The 19,105-nt window shown below is 61.2% G+C and carries 21 protein-coding genes; 6 read left to right on the forward strand and 15 right to left on the reverse strand.

All coding sequences use genetic code 11. The features are described from left to right. Window positions 1–26: 26 nt before the first annotated feature. Both ACWBU6_RS24090 and ACWBU6_RS24095 read right to left on the reverse strand, forming a co-directional pair. On the reverse strand, window positions 27–800 hold the full coding sequence (locus ACWBU6_RS24090; protein ID WP_452645864.1) for a sulfite exporter TauE/SafE family protein: 774 nt from the start codon (window positions 798–800) through the stop codon (window positions 27–29). 119 nt (window positions 801–919) lie between these two features. After that, entirely contained in the window at window positions 920–3,331 is a 2,412-nt protein-coding gene (locus ACWBU6_RS24095) for a TonB-dependent receptor plug domain-containing protein (protein WP_452645865.1), read from the reverse strand. A 203-nt stretch (window positions 3,332–3,534) separates the two neighbouring features. Here ACWBU6_RS24095 and ACWBU6_RS24100 point away from each other — a divergent pair, with 203 nt between their 5' ends. Further along, window positions 3,535–3,861, forward strand: coding sequence for a hypothetical protein (locus tag ACWBU6_RS24100; protein WP_130310766.1), 327 nt, complete (start codon window positions 3,535–3,537; stop codon window positions 3,859–3,861). Window positions 3,862–3,918: 57 nt separating this feature from the next. Here ACWBU6_RS24100 and ACWBU6_RS24105 read toward each other — a convergent pair whose 3' ends face one another. The 4 genes from ACWBU6_RS24105 to ACWBU6_RS24120 all read right to left on the reverse strand — a co-directional run bounded on the left by ACWBU6_RS24105 (window position 3,919) and on the right by ACWBU6_RS24120 (window position 6,638). Then, the gene (locus ACWBU6_RS24105; protein ID WP_452645866.1) at window positions 3,919–4,557 is read right to left on the reverse strand and encodes a peroxiredoxin; all 639 of its coding nucleotides are present in this window, start codon (window positions 4,555–4,557) and stop codon (window positions 3,919–3,921) included. After that, window positions 4,484–5,119 carry an RBBP9/YdeN family alpha/beta hydrolase gene (locus tag ACWBU6_RS24110; RefSeq protein WP_452645867.1) on the reverse strand — a complete coding sequence of 212 codons (636 nt, stop codon included), beginning with the start codon at window positions 5,117–5,119 and terminating at the stop codon, window positions 4,484–4,486. Before ACWBU6_RS24110 ends, ACWBU6_RS24105 begins: the two co-directional genes overlap by 74 nt. Window positions 5,120–5,147: 28 nt before the next feature. Next, entirely contained in the window at window positions 5,148–6,161 is a 1,014-nt protein-coding gene (locus ACWBU6_RS24115; RefSeq protein WP_452645868.1) for a sulfate ABC transporter substrate-binding protein, read from the reverse strand. A gap of 93 nt (window positions 6,162–6,254) precedes the next feature. Further along, window positions 6,255–6,638, reverse strand: coding sequence for a diacylglycerol kinase (locus ACWBU6_RS24120; RefSeq protein WP_452645869.1), 384 nt, complete (start codon window positions 6,636–6,638; stop codon window positions 6,255–6,257). 87 nt (window positions 6,639–6,725) lie between these two features. Between ACWBU6_RS24120 and ACWBU6_RS24125 the strand changes: the two genes are divergently transcribed. After that, on the forward strand, window positions 6,726–7,508 hold the full coding sequence (locus ACWBU6_RS24125; protein ID WP_452645870.1) for an IclR family transcriptional regulator: 783 nt from the start codon (window positions 6,726–6,728) through the stop codon (window positions 7,506–7,508). Here ACWBU6_RS24125 and ACWBU6_RS24130 read toward each other — a convergent pair. The 3 genes from ACWBU6_RS24130 to ACWBU6_RS24140 form a co-directional block, all read right to left on the reverse strand. Further along, complete coding sequence (locus ACWBU6_RS24130) at window positions 7,493–8,539, reverse strand: serine hydrolase (RefSeq protein ID WP_452645871.1); 1,047 nt, start codon at window positions 8,537–8,539, stop codon at window positions 7,493–7,495. The genes ACWBU6_RS24125 and ACWBU6_RS24130 overlap by 16 nt on opposite strands. Window positions 8,540–8,682: 143 nt before the next feature. Further along, window positions 8,683–9,378 carry a nitroreductase gene (locus tag ACWBU6_RS24135; RefSeq protein ID WP_452645872.1) on the reverse strand — a complete coding sequence of 232 codons (696 nt, stop codon included), beginning with the start codon at window positions 9,376–9,378 and terminating at the stop codon, window positions 8,683–8,685. Between the two features lie 9 nt (window positions 9,379–9,387). Beyond that, on the reverse strand, window positions 9,388–10,248 hold the full coding sequence (locus ACWBU6_RS24140; protein ID WP_452645873.1) for a DMT family transporter: 861 nt from the start codon (window positions 10,246–10,248) through the stop codon (window positions 9,388–9,390). Window positions 10,249–10,480: 232 nt separating this feature from the next. Between ACWBU6_RS24140 and ACWBU6_RS24145 the strand changes: the two genes are divergently transcribed. The 4 genes from ACWBU6_RS24145 (at window position 10,481) to ACWBU6_RS24160 (ending at window position 13,795) form a co-directional block, all read left to right on the forward strand. Beyond that, a complete protein-coding gene (locus ACWBU6_RS24145; RefSeq protein WP_452645874.1) occupies window positions 10,481–11,038 on the forward strand; it encodes a phasin family protein in 558 nt (185 codons plus the stop codon). 176 nt (window positions 11,039–11,214) lie between these two features. Next, window positions 11,215–11,847 (forward strand): helix-turn-helix transcriptional regulator, encoded by a 633-nt coding sequence (locus tag ACWBU6_RS24150; RefSeq protein ID WP_452645875.1) that lies wholly within the window; start codon window positions 11,215–11,217, stop codon window positions 11,845–11,847. Beyond that, window positions 11,837–12,829, forward strand: coding sequence for an ornithine cyclodeaminase family protein (locus ACWBU6_RS24155; RefSeq protein WP_452645876.1), 993 nt, complete (start codon window positions 11,837–11,839; stop codon window positions 12,827–12,829). The genes ACWBU6_RS24150 and ACWBU6_RS24155 overlap by 11 nt, the downstream gene beginning before the upstream one ends. 12 nt (window positions 12,830–12,841) lie before the next feature. Continuing rightward, window positions 12,842–13,795 (forward strand): threo-3-hydroxy-L-aspartate ammonia-lyase, encoded by a 954-nt coding sequence (locus ACWBU6_RS24160; protein WP_452645877.1) that lies wholly within the window; start codon window positions 12,842–12,844, stop codon window positions 13,793–13,795. Here ACWBU6_RS24160 and ACWBU6_RS24165 read toward each other — a convergent pair. The 6 genes from ACWBU6_RS24165 to ispH form a co-directional block, all read right to left on the reverse strand. Then, the gene (locus ACWBU6_RS24165) at window positions 13,792–14,337 is read right to left on the reverse strand and encodes a nucleotidyltransferase family protein (protein ID WP_452645878.1); all 546 of its coding nucleotides are present in this window, start codon (window positions 14,335–14,337) and stop codon (window positions 13,792–13,794) included. The genes ACWBU6_RS24160 and ACWBU6_RS24165 overlap by 4 nt on opposite strands. Next, window positions 14,334–15,056 (reverse strand): ABC transporter ATP-binding protein, encoded by a 723-nt coding sequence (locus ACWBU6_RS24170; protein ID WP_452645879.1) that lies wholly within the window; start codon window positions 15,054–15,056, stop codon window positions 14,334–14,336. Before ACWBU6_RS24170 ends, ACWBU6_RS24165 begins: the two co-directional genes overlap by 4 nt. Further along, entirely contained in the window at window positions 15,056–15,826 is a 771-nt protein-coding gene (locus ACWBU6_RS24175; protein ID WP_452645880.1) for an ABC transporter ATP-binding protein, read from the reverse strand. Before ACWBU6_RS24175 ends, ACWBU6_RS24170 begins: the two co-directional genes overlap by 1 nt. 11 nt (window positions 15,827–15,837) lie before the next feature. Beyond that, a complete protein-coding gene (locus ACWBU6_RS24180; RefSeq protein ID WP_452645881.1) occupies window positions 15,838–17,049 on the reverse strand; it encodes an ABC transporter permease subunit in 1,212 nt (403 codons plus the stop codon). Window positions 17,050–17,062: 13 nt separating this feature from the next. Then, window positions 17,063–17,992, reverse strand: a complete 930-nt coding sequence (locus ACWBU6_RS24185; protein ID WP_452645882.1) for a branched-chain amino acid ABC transporter permease — start codon at window positions 17,990–17,992, stop codon at window positions 17,063–17,065. A 155-nt stretch (window positions 17,993–18,147) separates the two neighbouring features. Beyond that, window positions 18,148–19,098: a 4-hydroxy-3-methylbut-2-enyl diphosphate reductase gene (ispH, locus tag ACWBU6_RS24190; protein ID WP_452645883.1), complete on the reverse strand. Its 951-nt coding sequence runs from the start codon at window positions 19,096–19,098 to the stop codon at window positions 18,148–18,150. Window positions 19,099–19,105 lie beyond the last annotated feature (7 nt).

Genomic DNA, 19,105 nt, shown 5'->3' on the forward strand with positions numbered 1-19,105 from the left:
ATGCCAAATTCGCAGTGGGCAAGCTTTCAGGCCACCAGTTTCGCTGCTACCGACACCAGCACCGTGGCCAGCACGCCGCGCAGGAAACGCTCCGGCATGGAGCGCGCAAACCAGGAGCCGATGGTAATGCCGGGCACCGAGCCTACCAGCAAGGTCGCCAGGAGCGACCAGTCGATGGAGCCCAGCCACCAGTGCCCCACCGCGGCAATTGCCGTCAACGGCACGGCATAGGCGATATCGGTGCCGGCCACTTCTGCCGGCGTAAGGCGGGGATACATCAGCACCAGCAGCGTGGCACCAACGGCGCCGGCCCCAATGGAAGAAATGGTTACCAGCGTGCCCAGTACGGCGCCGGCAAGGACGGTGGCCGTTGCCAGCGCCCTGCCCTGCAGCTGCCGTTCCGGGTGAGCCAGCATCCAGGCCAGCATCTTGCCGCGGAATAGGATGGCGACCACGGTCAGCATGACGGAACCGGCGATGCAGATGCGGATCACATGGCCGATTTGCTTGTCCAGGGCGCCGAAATACTTCAGGCCCAGGGTCGCAGCAAGGGCTGCAGGCAAGGCGCCGTAGCACAGCAGGCGCACCACGTCCCAGCGCACCGTGCCACGCAGACGGTGCGTGAGGGTGCCGGCAGTCTTGGTGATGGAGGCAAAGGCCAGGTCGGTGCCCACCGCCACCGAGGGCGAAACGCCGAACACCAGGGTCAGGATGGGCGTCATGAGCGAACCGCCGCCTACGCCGGTTAATCCGACCAGCGTGCCTACGACAAAACCAGAAACGATGAACGACAGATCCATGCGATATCCTTCCAAGACCCGCTAGGGTATCGAGAGCGCAATGGAAACTCAACAACGAATTCCTTATTTGCTTATGAAAAAAGCGCCCCGAGGGGCGCTTTCGTGCGCGCAGCAGCGGTTTAGAAGGCGGTATCGAACTTCAGGTACATCGAACGGCCATTTACGCCGAATGGGCAGGTCTCCCAGCAGTATTTGAAGCCCATGTTCGCCAGGGCGCCACCATTGGTCCATTCAGATGGGTAGGTATCGAACAAGTTGTTGACGCCGAAAGCCAAGGTGGTCTTCTTGCTAAAGCTATAACGCACGCTCGAATCCACAATCCATTTGGCATCCCAGGTGTGCAACGGGCCAAAACCTTCGCCGCTCACTTCGCCGTAATAGTTAGCACGTGCATTCACGTTCCACGGGCCAGTGGTGTAGTCGGCAGCAATGACATGATGCTTGCGTGGCTGGCCACGCTCGATCAGGGTCACCTGCGCCTGGCTAAAGAGCTGCTCGCCGGTCAGCAAGGTCGATGGCGAATGACGCTTGGTGACTTCGGTCTTGTTGAAGCCTAACTGGCCGGACAGTACCAGCGTCGAGGACGTGAACCTGGTGGTGTGGTCGGCGACGATGTCCAGGCCACGGGTGGTGGTGTCAACCGCGTTGGTGAAGAACTGCGCCTGGCCGACGCTCAGCGGGTTCAGCACGTTGGCGATCGGGCCGCCGCCCTCTTCCGGCGTGATCTCGCTCGAGAACACGATACGGTCCTTAATCTTGATCTGATACACGTCAGCGGTCAGCGACATGTTCTTTGCCGGACGCAGCACCATGCCGATCGAGGCATTGCGCGAAGTTTCTTCCTTTAACGGCTTGATACCCAAGGCGGTGGTAACAAGACTGCCTTCACGCGCGGTCAGGGTTTCGGTCAATTCGCCAGCGTCGTTCAGGTTGGTCGATACCGAGCTGTAGAACTTCTGCTGCACACCCGGTGCGCGGAAGCCGGACGACACGCTGCCGCGCAGGCCGAATTCCTTGGTCGGGTCCCAGCGCGCACTGAGCTTGCCAGTGGTTGTATTGCCAAAGTCGGAATACTTCTCGTAGCGCACTGCAGCTGCCAGCAGCAGATCCTTGACCGGACGGTATTCAGTATCCAGGAACAGGGCGATATTATGGCGGCCTTCGTCAACCTCAGTGGCAGGGGTGTAGCCCGGGAAGCCCTGGGTGCCGGAGGCCGCTTTGCCGCCTTTCTGGTTGATGATGTCGATCGCGGGGTTGTTGGTGCGACCGTACTGATAGGACACCGGGTCGCCAGCGACGATCTGGTAGTTATCGCGGCGGTATTCAAAGCCGGTTGCCACAAAGACTTCTTCGCTGCCGAATTTAACCGGGCCTTTCACATCAGCATTGAAGGTCGTCTGGTTGAACTTCAGCTTGCCGGTGTCGGCTTCGAGCGGCGACTCGGCATAGATGCCGCCACCTGGTTTTGGCTCATACCAATAGGAGACGTTGATCGTTTGCTTCTCGTGGAAATCGAGCTCGCTGCGGCCATGGTTGATGCTGATGTCGGCCTTCCAGTCATTCGGCAGGTCGCGGCGATAGCCGAAGGCAAACGACGCATCTTTCACGGTAGTGCGGATATTCGGCAGGAAGCCGTTCGGATACACAGCCGGAACATTACGGGCATCATCATTCGGACGGAAGAACCCGGAAGAGTCCCCCTTGCGCTTGGAAACGCCGCCGAAGCTATAGAACTCGCCCACTTTGTCGACCGGCAGGGCGGCGTTCCACCACAGGTACGCATCCTTTGCATCGCTGTCGCCAATGCGCTGCGTCACGCGCGGCGGATTGACGCGCACCGAGTCGGGTCCGGCGCGGTTGGTCTCATCGCGCTTGCGCCCTTCCAGCGAAAGGTTGACGTAGCCGCCGTCCTCGCCCAGCGACCAGCCGCGGTTCACGCTGGCCGAAACCATGTCGCCGTCACCTTCCTTGGTGGTGCCAACCTGGCCACTGAGGGCGGTTTCGTTCACGTTCGACTTCAGCACGATGTTGATCACGCCGGCAATCGCGTCCGAGCCGTATTGGGCGGCCGCGCCATCGCGCAGCACTTCGATGTGGTGGATGGCCGACAGCGGGATCGCGTTGATGTCGGTACCGGCCGAACCGCGGCCGATGGTTTGCTGCACGTTGACCAGCGCCTGCTGGTGGCGGCGCTTACCGTTCACCAGTACCAGCAACTGGTCAGGGCCGAGCGAGCGCAGGGTCGCAGGACGGATGATGTCGGTACCGTCGCTGATGAAGGTGGTGGAGAAGTTGAACGAGGGGTCGAGGGTCTGCAGCAGCTTGCCCAGCTCCAGCGGGCCTGCCGTATGCAGGTCCTTGGCATTGATCAGGCCAACGGGCGCTGCGGTATCCAGCGCAGTCTTGGCAGTGGCACGCGAGCCCAGCACGACCACGGTCTGCTGTTCTTCAGCGGCGGGTTGGGCGGCGGTCTGTGCGTAAGCTTGCGAGGTGGCCAGCAAAACAGCACTGGCGATGAGGGTGCGTTTCATAGGTAATCCGATCTCTCTAACGATTTTTATTTGGTGCCGCGAAAAAAATACTAACCTCGCACAATAGAACTCACAAAGGAATAATTCATTTATGACAAGTGAATCACCTGCCAACGTTGCATGAATGGAACAGATCCAAGGCTATTGGCTTGTATTCAGCCAAGTGCTACATTGTCTGCAAGCGATTCAAGGGAGGAAGTGTGATGACTGATGCTCTGTTGCTGACCGACCGTTTGTGCGACCTGACCGAAATGGCCCTGCAGGCCTACACCAAGTTCGAAAAGGCCACTGTCTACTGCACCGCCAAGCACCTGATGGCCGATTTCGAGGACGCCGGGCTGCCGCTGGCGGCCTTCGATAAATTGTCGACCATCCAGGCAGCTATCCTGGCGGCGGTCGAATTCGCCCCGCCCGGCGGCAAGAACAATCCCCAATGCATCGTCGCAGCACGCAACGAGATTGCCGCGCTGCGCGAAATGCTGAAGGAAAAAAAGCGCCCCGAAGGGCGCCTGCAAGAACATTTGCACTAGCCATTCCAGGGACCTGGTGATCGTCTCCCCTTCCTGACCGGCATACTTCCGAAACCGTTACTTGTTCGGTTGCGGCGTGATGCGCAGGTAAGGACGCGGGGCCTTGAAGCCGGCCGGGTACTTCTGTTTGATCACTTCCGGATCCTGTACGGTGAGCGGGATGATCACGTCATCGCCATCCTTCCAGTTGCCTGGGGTGGCGACGGTGTGCTTGTCGGTCAGCTGCAGGGCATCGATCACGCGCAGCACTTCCTCGAAGTTGCGGCCGGTGCTCAGCGGGTAAGTGATCTGCAGGCGTACTTTCCTGGCCGGGTCGATCACGAACAGAGAGCGTACGGTGGCGGTGGCCGACTGGTTCGGGTGGATCATGTCGTACAGCTCGGCCACCTTGCGGTCAGCGTCGGCGATGATCGGGAAGCCCACCACGGTTTGCTGCGTCTCTTCGATATCCTTGATCCACTCCCGGTGCTTGTCGGCCGGATCGACCGACAAGGCGATCGCCTTGACGTTGCGCTTGTCGAACTCCGGCTTCAGCCTGGCGGTCAGGCCCAGTTCCGTGGTGCAGACCGGCGTGAAGTCGGCCGGGTGCGAGAACAGCACTACCCAGGAATCTCCGGCCCACTCATGAAACCTGATACTGCCAATGCTGGAATCCTGTTCGAAGTCCGGTGCGGTATCGCCAAGGCGTAAACTCATTCTTATTCTCCAAAGTTATATTCGATGCGCGCTGCGCCAGGACCTGCAGCAGGCGCTGGCCGAAACGCCAGTCGCCAAGCCCCGATTCAGCGTTGATATGTCCCAGCGCTCCCGCGTTGACGAAGTCGCTGCCCCAGCGCCGCGCCCAGGTTTCGGCGCTTTGCGCCGTCATCCATGGGTCGTTGGTGCTGGCCACCATGATCGACGGGCAAGGCAGTTCACCGTGCGGCAGCAAGGAGCTGACCTGGAACTTGTCGGGATCGGCAGGCCCCACCAGCAATACCCCCGCCACGTGGGGGGAGGTTGAACGTGACAGGCTTAATGCTGTGGTGAGGCAGCCGAAACTGTGTGCAACGATCAGGGTCGGACGACGGTCCTCGTCCAGCACCTCATCCAGGCGGTCGGCCCAGCGCAGCAGGACCGGATCACTCCAGCGCCGCTGCTCTACCCGCTCAAAGCGCGGGTACAGGCGCTGCCAGCGGCTCTGCCAGTGTTCGGGCCCGCTGTTATGCAGGCCTGGCGCGACCAGGACGCGGAATCGGTTCAATAGTTGGATCGCCATGGCCCCTCCGTTGCGTGGAATGCTTGATTTACTGGCCCGCGACTTTCGCGCCAGGCTGGTAGATCTGGTCAAATACGCCGCCGTCGGCAAAATGGGTCTTCTGCGCGGCAGTCCAGTCGCCAGCGACGTCGGTGAGCCGGAACAGCTTCACGCTCGGGAACTGGGCGGCGTATTTCTTCGCTTCCTTCTCGATGCTTGGGCGGTAGTAGTTCTTGGCGATGATGGCCTGGGCCTGGTCGGTGTACAGGAAGTTCAGGTAGGCCTCGGCCACCTTGCGCGTGCCGCGTTTGTCGACCACCTTGTCGACCACGGCCACGGGGGGCTCGGCCAGGATCGAGACGGAAGGCGCCACGATTTCAACCTTGTCCGGGCCCAGTTCCTTGATCGCCAGCAGGGCTTCGTTTTCCCAGGCAATCAGCACATCGCCGATGCCGCGTTCCACGAAAGTGGTGGTGGCGCCGCGTGCGCCGGAATCGAGCACCGGCACGTTCCTGTACAGCTTTTTGAGGTATTCGCGGGCAGCGGCATCGCTGCCGCCCGGCTGGCGCAGCGCGTAACCATAAGCGGCCAGGTGGTTCCAGCGCGCGCCACCGGAAGTCTTGGGGTTCGGGGTGATCACTGCCACGCCCGGCCTGACCAGGTCGCTCCAGTCCTTGATGCCTTTCGGGTTGCCCTTGCGGACCAGGAAGACGATGGTGGAGCTATAGGGGGAAGCATTATGGCCCAGGCGCTTCTGCCAATCCTTGTTCAGCAAGCCACGCTCGGCGACGGCGTCAATGTCGTAGGCCAGCGCCAGCGTCACTACATCGGCCTCCAGGCCATCGATCACGGCGCGCGCCTGTTTGCCGGAACCGCCGTGCGACTGCTTGATCTTCACGTTGTCGCCGGTCCTGGCCTTCCATTCCTTGGCAAAGGCAGCGTTGACATCCTGGTACAGCTCGCGGGTCGGATCGTAGGAGACGTTGAGCAAGCTCACGTCAGCTGCCTGCGCCACTGCGGCGGTGGCAAACAAGGCAGCAGCAATCAGTTTCCTGGACAGCATCTGGTTTCCCCTTAATGTTTGGAGATGCCAGATTAACTGCCCCTTATATAAATACGAACGAATACTTTCGTCGTTCGTTATACAGGAAAGTAATTAAAAGAAGCGGTTCACCAACACCACCAGCCAGGCAGCGCCCGACAGCAGGCAAGAGAGCAGCACAGCGGCACTGCCAAAATCCTTGGCGTTCTTGGACAGCGGATGGCGTTCCAGCGACACCCGGTCCACGACCGCTTCGATCGCGGAATTGATGAGTTCAACGATCAGCACGATCACCATGCTGCCGATCAACACCAGTTTCTGAAACGCCGAAACGGGCAATAACAGGGCGGCGATGGTGCCGATGACGAAAACGAACAGTTCCTGGCGGAAAGCATGCTCGGAACGGATGGCGGTCTGCAGGCCCTGCAGGGAGTAGAAAAAGGCCGAGAAAATACGCTTCAGGCCGCTCTTGCTTTTAAATTCGCTAGTAGGTTCCATGGACACGGATTATAGCGACAGAATTCCCATTTTTTTCACATCATGGTATAAATAAGTCTGCCTATACCGCACTGCACCAACCACATTATGAAAAGCGAAACCTTGCCCCCGCAAGAGCAGAAAACCACGATCCAGGTGATCGAGCGCATGACTGCATTGCTGGACGCTCTTGCGAAATACCCTGATCCGGTGAGCCTGAAGGAACTTTCGAAAGTCTCCGGGCTGCACCCTTCCACCGCCCACCGCATCCTGAACGACCTGGTGGTGACGCGCTTTGTCGACCGCGTCGAGCCCGGCACCTACCGCCTGGGCATGCGCCTGCTGGAACTGGGCAATGTGGTCAAGAGCCGCCTGTCGGTGCGCGAAGCCGCCCTCGATTCGATGCGCGCCCTGCACAAGAAGACGCAGCAGACCATCAACCTGTCGGTGCGCCAGGGCGATGAGATCGTGTATATCGACCGCGCCTACTCCGAGCGTTCGGGCATGCAGGTGGTGCGCGCGATTGGCGCACGCGGCCCGCTGCACCTGACGTCGACCGGCAAGCTGTTCCTGTCGGTGGACGAACCGAAGGCGATCCGCGCCTATGCCACCCGCACCGGGCTGGCCGGCCACAACAAGAATTCGATTACCGACCTGGCGCGCCTGGAGCGCGAATTGAGCCTGGTACGCGCACGCGGCTATGCGCGTGACAACGAGGAACTGGAGCTGGGCGTGCGCTGCATGGCGGCCGGCATCCGCGACGATTCCGGCAAACTGGTGGCAGGCTTGTCGATTTCCGCGCCGGCAGACCGGCTGCAGGACGATTGGCTGGAAGACCTGGTCAATACCGCCAACCAGATCTCCGCCACCCTGGGTTACATCCCCGAGTAAGACTGGGCGCCGGTGCTGGCGCCGCTGACATTCTCACCAAAGGTTGGCTTCAGCGAAACCAGCCAGTTCTTCATGCGGGTGGCATCGGCCACACGCGCCGCGGAACCCTTGGCATCGAGCAGCACCATGATGACGGCGCGGCCTTCCACCATGGCCTGCATGATCAGGCAACGGCCGGCTTCGTTGATGAAGCCGGTTTTCTGCAGGCCGATTTCCCAGCCCGAGTTGGCGGCCACCAGGCGATTGGTGGTGCCGAACCAGCGCGGACGGCCGCTCGCTTCGACCAGGGCCTTCGGATCGGTGGAGAATTCGCGCAGGATCGGATGTTCGTAGGCGGCCTGCACCAGCTTCGCCAGGTCGCGGGCGCTGGCCATATTCCGTTTCGACAGACCGCTCGAATCGACGAACTGGCTGTCGGCCATGCCCAGCGACTGGGCCTTGGCATTCATTGCCGCCACAAAGGATGGCAAACCGCCGGGATAGTTGCGGCCAAGTGCGGACGCGGCACGGTTCTCCGAGCTCATCAGGGCAATGTGCAGCATGTCGCGGCGGGTCAGCTGGTCACCGACTTTCAGGCGCGAGGAGCTGAATTTTTCGCGGTCGACGTCTTCGTCGGTCACGGTCAGCACTTCATCGAGGTCCTGGTTGGCTTCCACCACCACCAGTCCGGTCATCATCTTGGTGATCGAGGCGATCGGCAGGGCCACGCCGGCATTCTTCTCGAACAGGACTTCGGAATTGGCCTGGTCCAGCACCAGGGCCACATTGGATTTCAGGTCCAGGGGATCGCGCACCAGGTTCAGGCCGGCCAAGTCGCCCATGGTGGGACGGTTGAAGTCATTCACCTTGGTGACGCGTGCGTAGACAACCTTGCTCTTGCCGCGGACCTTGACGGTGCGTTTGACGACGTAAGCCTTGCTGGCGGGAGCGGCATAGCGGGTACCAGCTTTCTTGACGGCCGCTTGCGCAGTCCCCATCGAAGCCGATGCGCACAGCAAGGACACAAGCGCGCTAATAGCAAGTTTCTTCATTCGTCATTCCCCGGTGTGAAGCAGCAGAATCGCTAGTTGCAGTGTAGCAAAATCAGATTCTCGCGCAAGCATTTCCGAAGTAAAGTTTTCAGCCTCACAATACACATTTTTCAGAGTGACGCGAGACTGCAACGGAAGCTTGTTCACTCCATAAATTTAACAAATTTGGCAATGGGTTCGCGCTCGGTTACCAGCGTGTTTTCAATTTTGCCACTATCAGCATAGCCAAGCGACATCCCACATACAACAGTTTCACTGGCCGGCAGGCCCAATACTTCGCTGATGATGCGGTGGTACTGGGTAAAAGCTGCCTGCGGGCAGGTATCGAGGCCACGGCCGCGTGCCGCCACCATGATACTTTGCAAAAACATCCCATAATCAAGCCAGGAGCCCTGCTCCATGATGCGGTCGATCGTGAAGATGAAGCCAACCGGCGCACCAAAGAACTCGAAGTTGCGGCCGTGCTGGGCGGCCATACCAGCCTTGTTCTCGCGCGTCAGGCCAAGCAGCGCGTACAAGTCCCAGCCCACTTTACGGCGGCGGTCGATGTAGGGCGACACCCACTCGCGCGGGTAGTAGGCGTATTCCTCGGTATGCAGCCGGTTCTGTTCAGGATCGGCATAGGCCGCCAGGATCTTTGCCGACAAAGCTTGCTTCATGGCGCCGCTCAGCACATATACTTGCCAGGGCTGGGTATTGGTACCGGAAGGCGCGCGGGCTGCCACTTCCAGGATGGCTTCGATATCTTCGCGCGGCACCGGGGTGGGCAGGAAGGCGCGGATCGAGCGGCGTGTGGTGATGGCTGCGTCGACGGCCTGCTGTGCTGGGGAGCTGATCATGATTCTCGCCTAGTTGGGTTGCTTAACCACAAATATTACTCCAATCACTGCCAGTGCCATACCGGCAACGCCCATTCCGTTCAAGACTTCGCCAAACATGCCCCAGGCCATGAGGGCCGTCGTGGGCGGCGTCAGGTACAGCAGGCTGGTGACCTGGGTCGCGTCACTGCGTCGAATGAGCGCAAACAGAAGGAAGATCGCACCGATGGACAAGGCGAGCACCGACCAGGCCCAGGCAGCCAGGAATTGGGCCGTCCACTGCACCGCTGCCATGTCTTCCAGCAGCCAGGCAAACGGCAATACCAGCACCAAGGAGGCGGCGAATTGGATGACGGTGCCGCTGCGCAAGTCGAACTTTGGACAAAAGTGCTTTTGGTAGAGCGTGCCGGCGGTAATTGACAACAGGGCGAACACGGCCAACCCGATCGCCTGCCAACTGAGCCCAACCAGCGTGATCTTCGCATAAACGACAAGCGCCACCCCGCCCAGACCGAAAGCCAGCCCCAGCCATTGGCGCGGACGCACCCGTTCGCCAATCAAGGGCGCCGCAAACGCGGTCAGGATAGGCTGCATGCCGACGATCAGGGCCGACAGCCCGGCCGGCATGCCCAGTTTGATGGCGCACCACACCCCGCTCAGGTAGCCCGCCTGCAACAGGATGCCAGCGACAGCCACATGGGCCACCTTCCCTTTCGGCCACGGCGCGCGCAGCAGCAACACCAGCGGCGCCAGGAGCGCCAACACGCCCAGGAAGCGCAGCAGCAGGAAGGTCAACGGCGGTGCATAGGGCAGGCCGTAGCGGGCCACAATGAAACCGGTGCTCCACAGGAAGACAAAGAACAGCGGGACAGGGGAAAAGAGGGAACGCATCTGCTGCATTCTAGCACCGTCGCCAGAGACCCTGCTGGGCAGCAATACTTATGATTTATCTGGCCAGAATCCCTTTACTGACAACAGGTTAGTTACTTTGTGCAATGCACAAAAAGCGCTTGACTTTGAATCCTGAACCCGGATAATTGCCTTTGTTGCGTTGCACAATGCGTTGTTTTCCGTTGTAGAAACATCAAGTTCCAACGACTAATTCACTTATTTGGAGAGTCCAATGTTTGCGATTCCTGAGCAGTTTTCCAATGCCACCAAGGCAAACTTCGAAAGCCAATTTGCACTCTTTTCTTCGCTGACCAACAAAGCCTTCGAAGGCGTTGAGAAGTTCGTCGACCTGAACATCACCGCTGCCAAGGCTTCGCTGGAAGAATCGTCGGCCGCAACCCGGCAGCTGCTGTCTGCCAAGGACCCGCAAGAGTTCTTCACGCTGACCGCTGCCCAGGCCCAGCCAGTTGCTGAAAAAGCCATCGCTTACAGCCGTCACCTGGCATCGATCGCTTCCGGCACCGGCGCTGAATTCAGCAAGGCCGCCGAATCCCAGATCGCCGAGACCAACCGCAAGGTGATCTCCCTGGTTGACGAAGTGAGCAAGAACGCCCCAGCCGGCAGCGAAAGCGCCGTGGCCCTGTTCAAGTCCGCCCTGAACAACGCCAACGCCGGTTACGAGCAGTTCACCAAGAGCGCCAAGGCTGCTGCTGAAACCTTCGAAGCCAACGTGAATGCAGCGGTGAACCAGTTCACCACCGCAGCCACTACCGCAGCCAAGAAACAGTAACGATTTACCCGGCCGGCCCGGACGGCCGGCCATGCAGCAACGCTGTACGCAGGTCTCCTCGGCATCCGTGGTTTCCTCTCAGCGGGTGTCCTTCCCGAGCCCCGGCAATTGCCCGGGGCTTTTTTTGTTTACGGGAGCACGTTTACATTTCATCTAAAACGAGATAATCTGTCTCAATGATGAAACGAACTCCCGAGCAGCAGCACCTGCTGGACCAGATGAAGCATGTGGCCGAAGGGCTTGGCCGCACGCTGGCGCCCTTCACCGAAGTGGTGCTGCACGACCTGCTCGACCCGGGGCATGCCGTGCTGGCAATCCACAATAACCTGTCCGGCCGCGCGGTTGGCGAACCGGCAACCGAACTGGGGCTAGCGCGCATTGCCGACCCGGCTTTCCCGCAAGTGCTGGCAAATTACCCGAACAGCTTCCCTGACGGCCGTCCAGCGAAAAGCACCTCGGTCGGCATCAAGGACAGCGAAGGCCGCTACATCGCCGCGCTCTGCATGAACGTGGACCTGAACCTGTTCCGCAGCCTGCAAGCCATGCTGGGCCAGTTCAGCAATGTCGACCCGGCGGCGGCCCCGATCGAGTCCCTGGCCCCGGCGGCCGGCGCCGATGCGATCCGTGCCCATATCGAGCAATTCGCCGCCCGCCTCTCCACCACGCCGCGGGCACTGAAAGCCGACGACCGCCGCGCCCTGCTGCGCGAACTGGCCGATGCAGGCTTGCTGGAAATGCGGCGTTCGATGGAAACCATCGCCGCCCACCTGGGCGTATCCCGCGCCACTGTCTACAACTATGCCAAGTAACGACGCCTGCCTGCTGCTGCTCGACCGCGACGCAGTCGCCGCGCTCCTGCAGCCAGGCGACGTGCGCGCAGCCGTGCGCGAAGCCTTTGTCTTGCACGCCGCGCGCGCGGCGCGCGTCTTCCCGCTGGTGCGCGAAGAGCTGCCTGGCAGCGCGATCTTCGGCATCAAGTCGGGCGATGTGCCTTCGCAGGAACTGCTGGGTTTCAAAGCCGCGGGCTTCTGGCCTGCCAACCGCGAAGCTGGCGGCGCGGCGCACCAGGCAACCATCATGCTCTTTGACCCGCGCAGCGGCCGTCCACTGTGCATCGCCGACGGAAACGCGGTAACGACCGCGCGCACCGCCGCCGCAGGCGCGTTCGGGCTTGAACTGCTGGCGCGCGCCGAGAGCGAAGCGTTGTGCGTGTTTGGCACCGGCGTGCAAGCCTGCGGGCACGTTGAATATGCGCTGCACGCCCTGCCTTCCCTCAAGCGCATACGTTACGTCACCTCGGACGGCCGGCAGGCGCCGGCATTTGAAGCGCTGTTCGCGGGACGCTGCGAGGTGGCTCTGGCGGGAGGCGCGCGCACCACAGCCGCCGATGCAGCGGTTGCGGCGTCGGATGTGATCATCACCGCTACACCAGGCCACAGCATGCTCTTCAGCGCAGGCGCAGTACGTGCCGGAACGCACATCAATGCCGTTGGCGCCGACACGCAAGGCAAGCGCGAGCTGCCTGCAGGCCTGCTCGAGCGCGCACGCTTGTGGGCCGACGACCTGGCGCAGGCGCGGCACATCGGCGAACTGCAATGGGCCTGCGAGCTGCCCGCTGCGGAACTGGGCGAGCTGCTGGCCGCAAGCGCAAGCGCGGCGCCACGCACGGCCGGCGACATCACGATTTTTGATATGACGGGCATCGCCCTGCAGGACCTCACCACGGTGCGCATGCTGTACCAGCGCGCCCTCGCCAACAATATCGGCCGGAACATCCCCTGGCCCTGGTAAGGAAGGAGAACCATGAGCATCACCTACGAAGACATCGTCGCAGCAGCCGCACGCATTGAAGGCTATGCCCACCGCACGCCGGTACTGACATCCCGCACCGCCAACGAAGAGTCGGGTGCGGAGATTTTCTTCAAGGCCGAGAACTTGCAGCGCATGGGCGCCTTCAAGTTCCGCGGCGGCTTCAATGCCCTCTCGCGCTTCAACGAGGCCCAACGCAAGGCCGGCGTGGTGGCTTTCTCGTCCGGCAACCATGCCCAGGCTATTGCGCTGTCGGCGAAGCTCTTGGGCATTCCAGCCACGATCATCATGCCGCATGACGCCCCGGCGTCCAAGGTCGCCGCCACGCGCGGTTACGGCGGCAATGTGGTGATCTATGACCGCTACAAGGAAGACCGCGAAGCCATCGGCCGCAAGCTGGCCGAAGAAAAAGGCATGACCCTGATTCCGCCGTACGACCACGCTGACGTGATTGCCGGCCAGGGCACCGCGGCCAAGGAGCTGTTCGATGAGGTGGGCGAACTGGATTACCTCTTCGTCTGCCTGGGCGGCGGCGGCCTGCTGTCCGGTTCCGCGCTGGCGGCGCGCGCCTTGTCGCCGAAGTGCAGGCTGTACGGCGTGGAGCCGGAAGCGGGCAACGACGGCCAGCAATCGTTCCGCAGCGGCGCCATCGTCCACATCGACACCCCGAAAACCATCGCCGACGGCGCCCAGACGCAGCACCTGGGCTCACTGACCTTCCCCATCATCCAGCGCGAAGTGGACGACATCCTGACCGTCAGCGATGCGGAACTGGTCGATGCAATGCGCTTCTTTGCCGCGCGCATGAAGATCGTGGTCGAACCTACCGGCTGCCTGGGCTTCGCGGCAGTACGCAAGATGAAGGAAGAACTGCGCGGCAAGCGCGTAGGTGTGCTGATTAGCGGCGGCAACATCGATATCGAGCGGTTCGCCGCCCTGCTGTCTTAAGCAGGAATCACCTGCACCCTGGGCCAGCGCTCCGCGTAGCGTTTCTGCACCACGCGGGCGCGGTACATCTCGGCCGTGGCGCGCAAGGGGTTGTGGCGCACCACAAGGCCGAACAGGTCATCCAGGCCATGCGGGGCGATAACATGCAATTCATCGTTCCAGTCCAGCCACAGGCCCACGCAAGTCGCGTATTCGGGCCAGGTGGCGACGGCTTCTTCCAGGGATGCAAACGGCGCGACTGGAAACGGATACCAGCGATGCACGCCGGCCTGGTTGACGGCCTCCCATCGCGGTCCAAGCAATTGCGCCAGCCCGGCATCCCGCGCAGGTAACACGTTCGAGGCGGCGAAATAGGCCAGATCGACATCCGGCAAAGCGTCGGCGTTATGCGCATTGTGCAGCGCGTCCCACACCAGGGTACGTACTGCACCCGCGCCGATGCACCACGACTGGAGGCGCAGTGCGCGTGCTGCGCGCAGGTATTCCATGAACCAGGCGGACTGGCGCGCCAGTTGCATCGGCGCGCCCTCGTGATTCATCATTCCCCGAGGTAGGCCGCCTTGACACGCGGGTCGTCCAGCATGTCTTTTGCGTTACCGGTCATGGTGACCGAGCCGGACTCCATCACATAGCCACGATTGGCGGCCTGCAGCGCCAGCTTGGCGTTCTGCTCCACCAGAAGGACGGTGATGCCCTGCTTGTGCACGTCGCGGATCACTTCGAAAATCTTCTCGACCATGATCGGCGACAGACCCATCGAAGGCTCGTCCAGCAACAGCAAATGCGGATGGCACATCAGCGCGCGCGCCATGGCCAGCATCTGCTGTTCGCCGCCGGACAGGGTGCCGGCCAGTTGCGAGGCGCGCTCTTTCAGGCGCGGGAACACGCTGAACCACTTCTCGATATCGGCTGCAATCGCCGCCTTGTCGTGCATGGTATAGGCGCCCATCATCAGGTTTTCGGTGATGGTCATGCGCGTGAACACGCCGCGGCCTTCCGGCACCATGGCCAGCTTCTTCTCTACCAGGTGGAAGGAATGCGAGCCCTTCAGCGACTGGCCCATATAGGCCACGGTGCCCTCCACCTTGCATGGTGGCAGCGTGCCGGTGATCGCCTTCAGCGTGGTGGTCTTGCCGGCGCCGTTGGCGCCGATCAGGGTGACCAGTTCGCCCTCGTTGACTTCCAGGTCGATGCCTTTGACTGCCTTGATGCCGCCGTATGCGACCTTCAGGCCCGAAACTTTCAGAACATTGGCGCCCATCAGTGCGCTCCTCCCAGATAGGCTTCAATCACTGCTTTATTGCTTTGGATCTCGGCCGGCAAGCCTTCGGCAATCAGCTTGCCGTATTCCAGCACGCTGATGCGGTCGCACAGGCCCATCATCAGCTTCACATCGTGCTCGATCAGCAGCACGGTCTTGCCCTCGTCCTTGATCTTGACCAGCAGCTCGCGCAGCGCCAGCTTCTCGGTCGCGTTCATGCCCGCAGCCGGTTCGTCCAGCGCCAGCAACTGCGGATCGGTGGCCAATGCGCGGGCGATTTCAAGGCGACGCTGGTCGCCATAGGACAGGTACTTGGACGTGCGACTGGCAAACTGGCCGATGCCAACGAAGTCCAGCAGCTCCTGCGCCCGCTTGCGGATCGCAGCTTCCTCCTCGCGTGCGGCCTTGTGGCGGAACACCGCCCCGAACACGCCCTGGTGCGAACGCACATGGCGGCCCACCATCACGTTTTCCAGCGCAGTCATTTCGCCGAATAGGCGGATGTTCTGGAAGGTGCGGGCAATGCCTGCCTTGGCCACCGCGTGCGGGGCCGACGGCGAGTACGGCTTGCCGGCCAGCTCAAAGGTACCGGTGTCCGGCTGGTACAAGCCGGTGATCACGTTGAAGAAGGTGGTCTTGCCGGCACCGTTCGGGCCGATCAGGCCATAGATCTGGCCCTTGTTGATCTTGATGCGCACGTCGGTCAGCGCCTGCAGGCCGCCGAAGCGTTTGTTGACGCCTTCAATATTCAGGATTACTTGTTCGCTCATCTCTACTAACCTCATGCAGCCATTACGCCGGTAGACTGGCCTTTGGAGTCCGAGTCCGCATCCGGACGCTCTTCATGCTTGGGCGATGGCCACAGGCCCGCAGGACGCGTCAGCATAATCACCACCATAGCCAGGCCGTACAGCAACTGGCGCAGCACTTCGGATTCGATCAATACCTTGCCGAACAGCTTCATTTGCAGCGGTTCCACCACATGGCGCAGGATCTCGGGCAGTGCCGCCAGCAATGCGCCGCCCAGCACCACGCCCGGGATATGGCCGATACCGCCCAGCACTACCATCGCCAGAACCGCGATCGACTCGGTCAGCGAGAACGATTCCGGCGACACGAAGCCCTGGAACGAAGCGAACATGGCTCCAGCCACGCCGCCGAAGGTGGCACCCATCGAGAACGCCAGCAGTTTTACGTTGCGGGTGTTGATGCCCATGGCTTTGGCCGCGATTTCGTCCTCGCGGATCGCCACCCAGGCGCGGCCCAGGCGGGAGTGCTGCAGGCGCGAAGTGACGAACACAGTGGCAATGGTCAGCACCAGGAACAGGAAATAATAGGCATTCACGGATGGCATCGAAAAATCGCCGATGAACACCGTGGCGCGCGAGCCTTGCTCGCCTGCCAGGTTCACGCCGAACACGCGTATAGGATCGATCAGGTTGATGCCCTGCGGGCCGTTGGTGATGTTGACCGGATCATTCAGGTTGTTCATGAAGATACGGATGATTTCACCGAAGCCCAGGGTAACGATAGCCAGGTAATCGCCGCGCAGCTTCAGCGTAGGAGCGCCGAGCAGCGCACCGAAGAGGCCGGCCAATGCGGCGGCCAGCGGCACGATTACCCATACCGAGAGATGGATGCCGTTGGTACGGATATCCTCGCCCAGCATGGCCGCCAGCGCTTCGCCAAAGGCGGGATGCATGTTGATCAGTGACTCCAGCACGGTCGCGAATTGCGGCGACGCCAGCAGCCCGGTCATGTAAGCACCCACTGCATAGAACGCGATGTAGCCCAGGTCCAGCAGGCCGGCAAATCCCACCACGATATTGAGGCCCACCGCCAGCATGATGTACAGCAGCGCCAGGTCGGCGATTCGCACCCACGAGTTCCCGAATGGCGCGGCGGCGAACGGGAAGATGATCAGCGCGGCCAGCAACAACGCCATGCTGGTGTAGGCTTGCTTTGGATTCTTTTGAATGTCGAAAGTCAGCATGTTCAGGTTCCCATCAGGCGCGGTCGGCCACGCGTTCGCCCATGATGCCGGACGGACGCACCGTCAGCACCAGGATCAGCACAATGAAGGCGAAGATGTCCTGGTAGTGCGAACCGAGGAAACCGCCGGTGAGTTCACCGATATAACCAGCGCCCAGCGCTTCGATAATGCCCAGCACAATGCCGCCGATCATGGCGCCGTATATATTGCCAATGCCGCCCAGTACCGCGGCGCAGAAGGCCTTCAGGCCAGGCATGAAGCCCATCGCAAACTGGATGGAGGCATAGTTCGCGCCCCACATCACGCCTGCCACGGCAGCCAGCGCCGCACCGATCGCGAAGGTCGCGACAATGATCTTGTTCGAGTCCACGCCCATCAGGCCGGCGACCCGCGGATTCTCCGCCACGGCGCGCATGGCGCGGCCCATGCGGGTACGCTCGACCAGCATCACCAGGCCGAACATCGAGACCGCGGCCAGCACCAGCAGCAGCACCTGGGTCACCGTGATCACGGCGCCGCCCACCATGATCGGATCGCTCGGCAGCAGTTGCGGGAATGGCAGCGGGTTGCGCCCCCAGATCATCATGGCGAAGGTCTGCAACAGGTAGGAAACGCCAATGGCGGTAATCAGGGGCGCCAGGCGCGGAGCGTTGCGCAGGCGGCGGTAGGCAATGCGCTCAATCAGGATGTTCACGAGCATGCAGGCCGGGATCGCGCCGATGATGGCGATACCCAACTGGAGGTAGCCCGGCAAGTCCGGCGCATACACGCCCAACAAATTCAGGATGGAGAGGCCGATCATCGCGCCGATCATCAGCACGTCGCCATGGGCGAAGTTAATCAGGTTCAGCACGCCGTACACCATCGTATAACCGAGGGCGACCAGCGCATACATACTGCCCAGCACCAGGCCGTTAAGAATTTGTTGGATAAAGGTATCCATCGAGTATGCCCTTAAGAACTATAAAAAACGGCACCCAAGGTTTCCCTCGTGGTGCCGCCGTTTGGAAGCGTTCGCCATGATAGCGAGGTTTCCGGAAAACTAATCGTGGAAAATCCGCAATATTCTAAATTAAATTCTATAAGGTTCGGCCCAAATCACTGGACGCTGTTGTTTTTGCCGCCATCAAGGCCTTTCGGCAGTGGGAAAGTCACCGCCTCCTCCACGCCGTCCAGGGTGCGCACGCTCTTCGCGCCCAGCTCTTTCAGGCGGTTGATGACCGCTTCAACCAGCACTTCCGGCGCCGAAGCGCCAGCGGTCACGCCCACACGCAGCTTGCCTTCCAGCCAGGCTGGATCGATCTGGGAAGCGTTGTCCACCATATAGGCCGGGGTGCCCTTCTTCTGTGCCACTTCGCGCAGGCGGTTCGAGTTGGAGCTGTTCGGCGAGCCGACCACGATCACCACTTCCACCTGCGGCGCCATGAATTTCACGGCTTCCTGGCGGTTGGTGGTGGCGTAGCAAATGTCGCCTTTTTTCGGCTCAATAATATTCGGGTATTTTGCCTTCAGGGCTTCGATGATTTGTGCCGTATCATCCACGGAAAGTGTCGTTTGCGACACATAGGCCAACTGCTCCGGATTGCGGACCTGCAGGCCGGCCACATCCTCCACTGTTTCGACCAGGTACATGCCCTCATCGGTCTGGCCCATGGTGCCCTCGACTTCCGGGTGGCCGTCGTGGCCGATCATGATGATCTCGCAGCCCTGCTTGCGCATCTTGGCCACTTCCACGTGGACCTTGGTCACCAGCGGACAAGTCGCGTCGAAGATCGACAGGCCGCGCGCTTCCGCTTCCGCCCGCACCGCTTTCGACACGCCGTGGGCAGAGAACACCAGGGTATTGCCGGCCGGGACGTCGTCCAGTTCTTCGATGAAGATGGCGCCCTTGGCGCGCAGGTCTTCCACCACATAGGCGTTGTGCACGATCTCGTGGCGCACGTAGATCGGCGCACCGAACTGCTGCAGCGCGCGTTCGACGATCTCGATGGCGCGGTCAACGCCGGCGCAAAAACCGCGCGGCTGGGCGAGGAGGATTTCTTTGTCCATTGTTCTT

This window comes from Pseudoduganella sp. HUAS MS19 (assembly GCF_053615455.1).

Bases quoted from the DNA above. Each gene is read 5' to 3' on its own strand.
- ACWBU6_RS24090 (WP_452645864.1), bottom strand. From the start codon at position 800: ATGGATCTGTCGTTCATCGTTTCTGGTTTTGTCGTAGGCACGCTGGTC.
- ACWBU6_RS24095 (WP_452645865.1), bottom strand. From the start codon at position 3,331: ATGAAACGCACCCTCATCGCCAGTGCTGTTTTGCTGGCCACCTCGCAA.
- ACWBU6_RS24100 (WP_130310766.1), top strand. From the start codon at position 3,535: ATGACTGATGCTCTGTTGCTGACCGACCGTTTGTGCGACCTGACCGAA.
- ACWBU6_RS24105 (WP_452645866.1), bottom strand. From the start codon at position 4,557: ATGAGTTTACGCCTTGGCGATACCGCACCGGACTTCGAACAGGATTCC.
- ACWBU6_RS24110 (WP_452645867.1), bottom strand. From the start codon at position 5,119: ATGGCGATCCAACTATTGAACCGATTCCGCGTCCTGGTCGCGCCAGGC.
- ACWBU6_RS24115 (WP_452645868.1), bottom strand. From the start codon at position 6,161: ATGCTGTCCAGGAAACTGATTGCTGCTGCCTTGTTTGCCACCGCCGCA.
- ACWBU6_RS24120 (WP_452645869.1), bottom strand. From the start codon at position 6,638: ATGGAACCTACTAGCGAATTTAAAAGCAAGAGCGGCCTGAAGCGTATT.
- ACWBU6_RS24125 (WP_452645870.1), top strand. From the start codon at position 6,726: ATGAAAAGCGAAACCTTGCCCCCGCAAGAGCAGAAAACCACGATCCAG.
- ACWBU6_RS24130 (WP_452645871.1), bottom strand. From the start codon at position 8,539: ATGAAGAAACTTGCTATTAGCGCGCTTGTGTCCTTGCTGTGCGCATCG.
- ACWBU6_RS24135 (WP_452645872.1), bottom strand. From the start codon at position 9,378: ATGATCAGCTCCCCAGCACAGCAGGCCGTCGACGCAGCCATCACCACA.
- ACWBU6_RS24140 (WP_452645873.1), bottom strand. From the start codon at position 10,248: ATGCGTTCCCTCTTTTCCCCTGTCCCGCTGTTCTTTGTCTTCCTGTGG.
- ACWBU6_RS24145 (WP_452645874.1), top strand. From the start codon at position 10,481: ATGTTTGCGATTCCTGAGCAGTTTTCCAATGCCACCAAGGCAAACTTC.
- ACWBU6_RS24150 (WP_452645875.1), top strand. From the start codon at position 11,215: ATGATGAAACGAACTCCCGAGCAGCAGCACCTGCTGGACCAGATGAAG.
- ACWBU6_RS24155 (WP_452645876.1), top strand. From the start codon at position 11,837: ATGCCAAGTAACGACGCCTGCCTGCTGCTGCTCGACCGCGACGCAGTC.
- ACWBU6_RS24160 (WP_452645877.1), top strand. From the start codon at position 12,842: ATGAGCATCACCTACGAAGACATCGTCGCAGCAGCCGCACGCATTGAA.
- ACWBU6_RS24165 (WP_452645878.1), bottom strand. From the start codon at position 14,337: ATGATGAATCACGAGGGCGCGCCGATGCAACTGGCGCGCCAGTCCGCC.
- ACWBU6_RS24170 (WP_452645879.1), bottom strand. From the start codon at position 15,056: ATGGGCGCCAATGTTCTGAAAGTTTCGGGCCTGAAGGTCGCATACGGC.
- ACWBU6_RS24175 (WP_452645880.1), bottom strand. From the start codon at position 15,826: ATGAGCGAACAAGTAATCCTGAATATTGAAGGCGTCAACAAACGCTTC.
- ACWBU6_RS24180 (WP_452645881.1), bottom strand. From the start codon at position 17,049: ATGCTGACTTTCGACATTCAAAAGAATCCAAAGCAAGCCTACACCAGC.
- ACWBU6_RS24185 (WP_452645882.1), bottom strand. From the start codon at position 17,992: ATGGATACCTTTATCCAACAAATTCTTAACGGCCTGGTGCTGGGCAGT.
- ispH (WP_452645883.1), bottom strand. From the start codon at position 19,098: ATGGACAAAGAAATCCTCCTCGCCCAGCCGCGCGGTTTTTGCGCCGGC.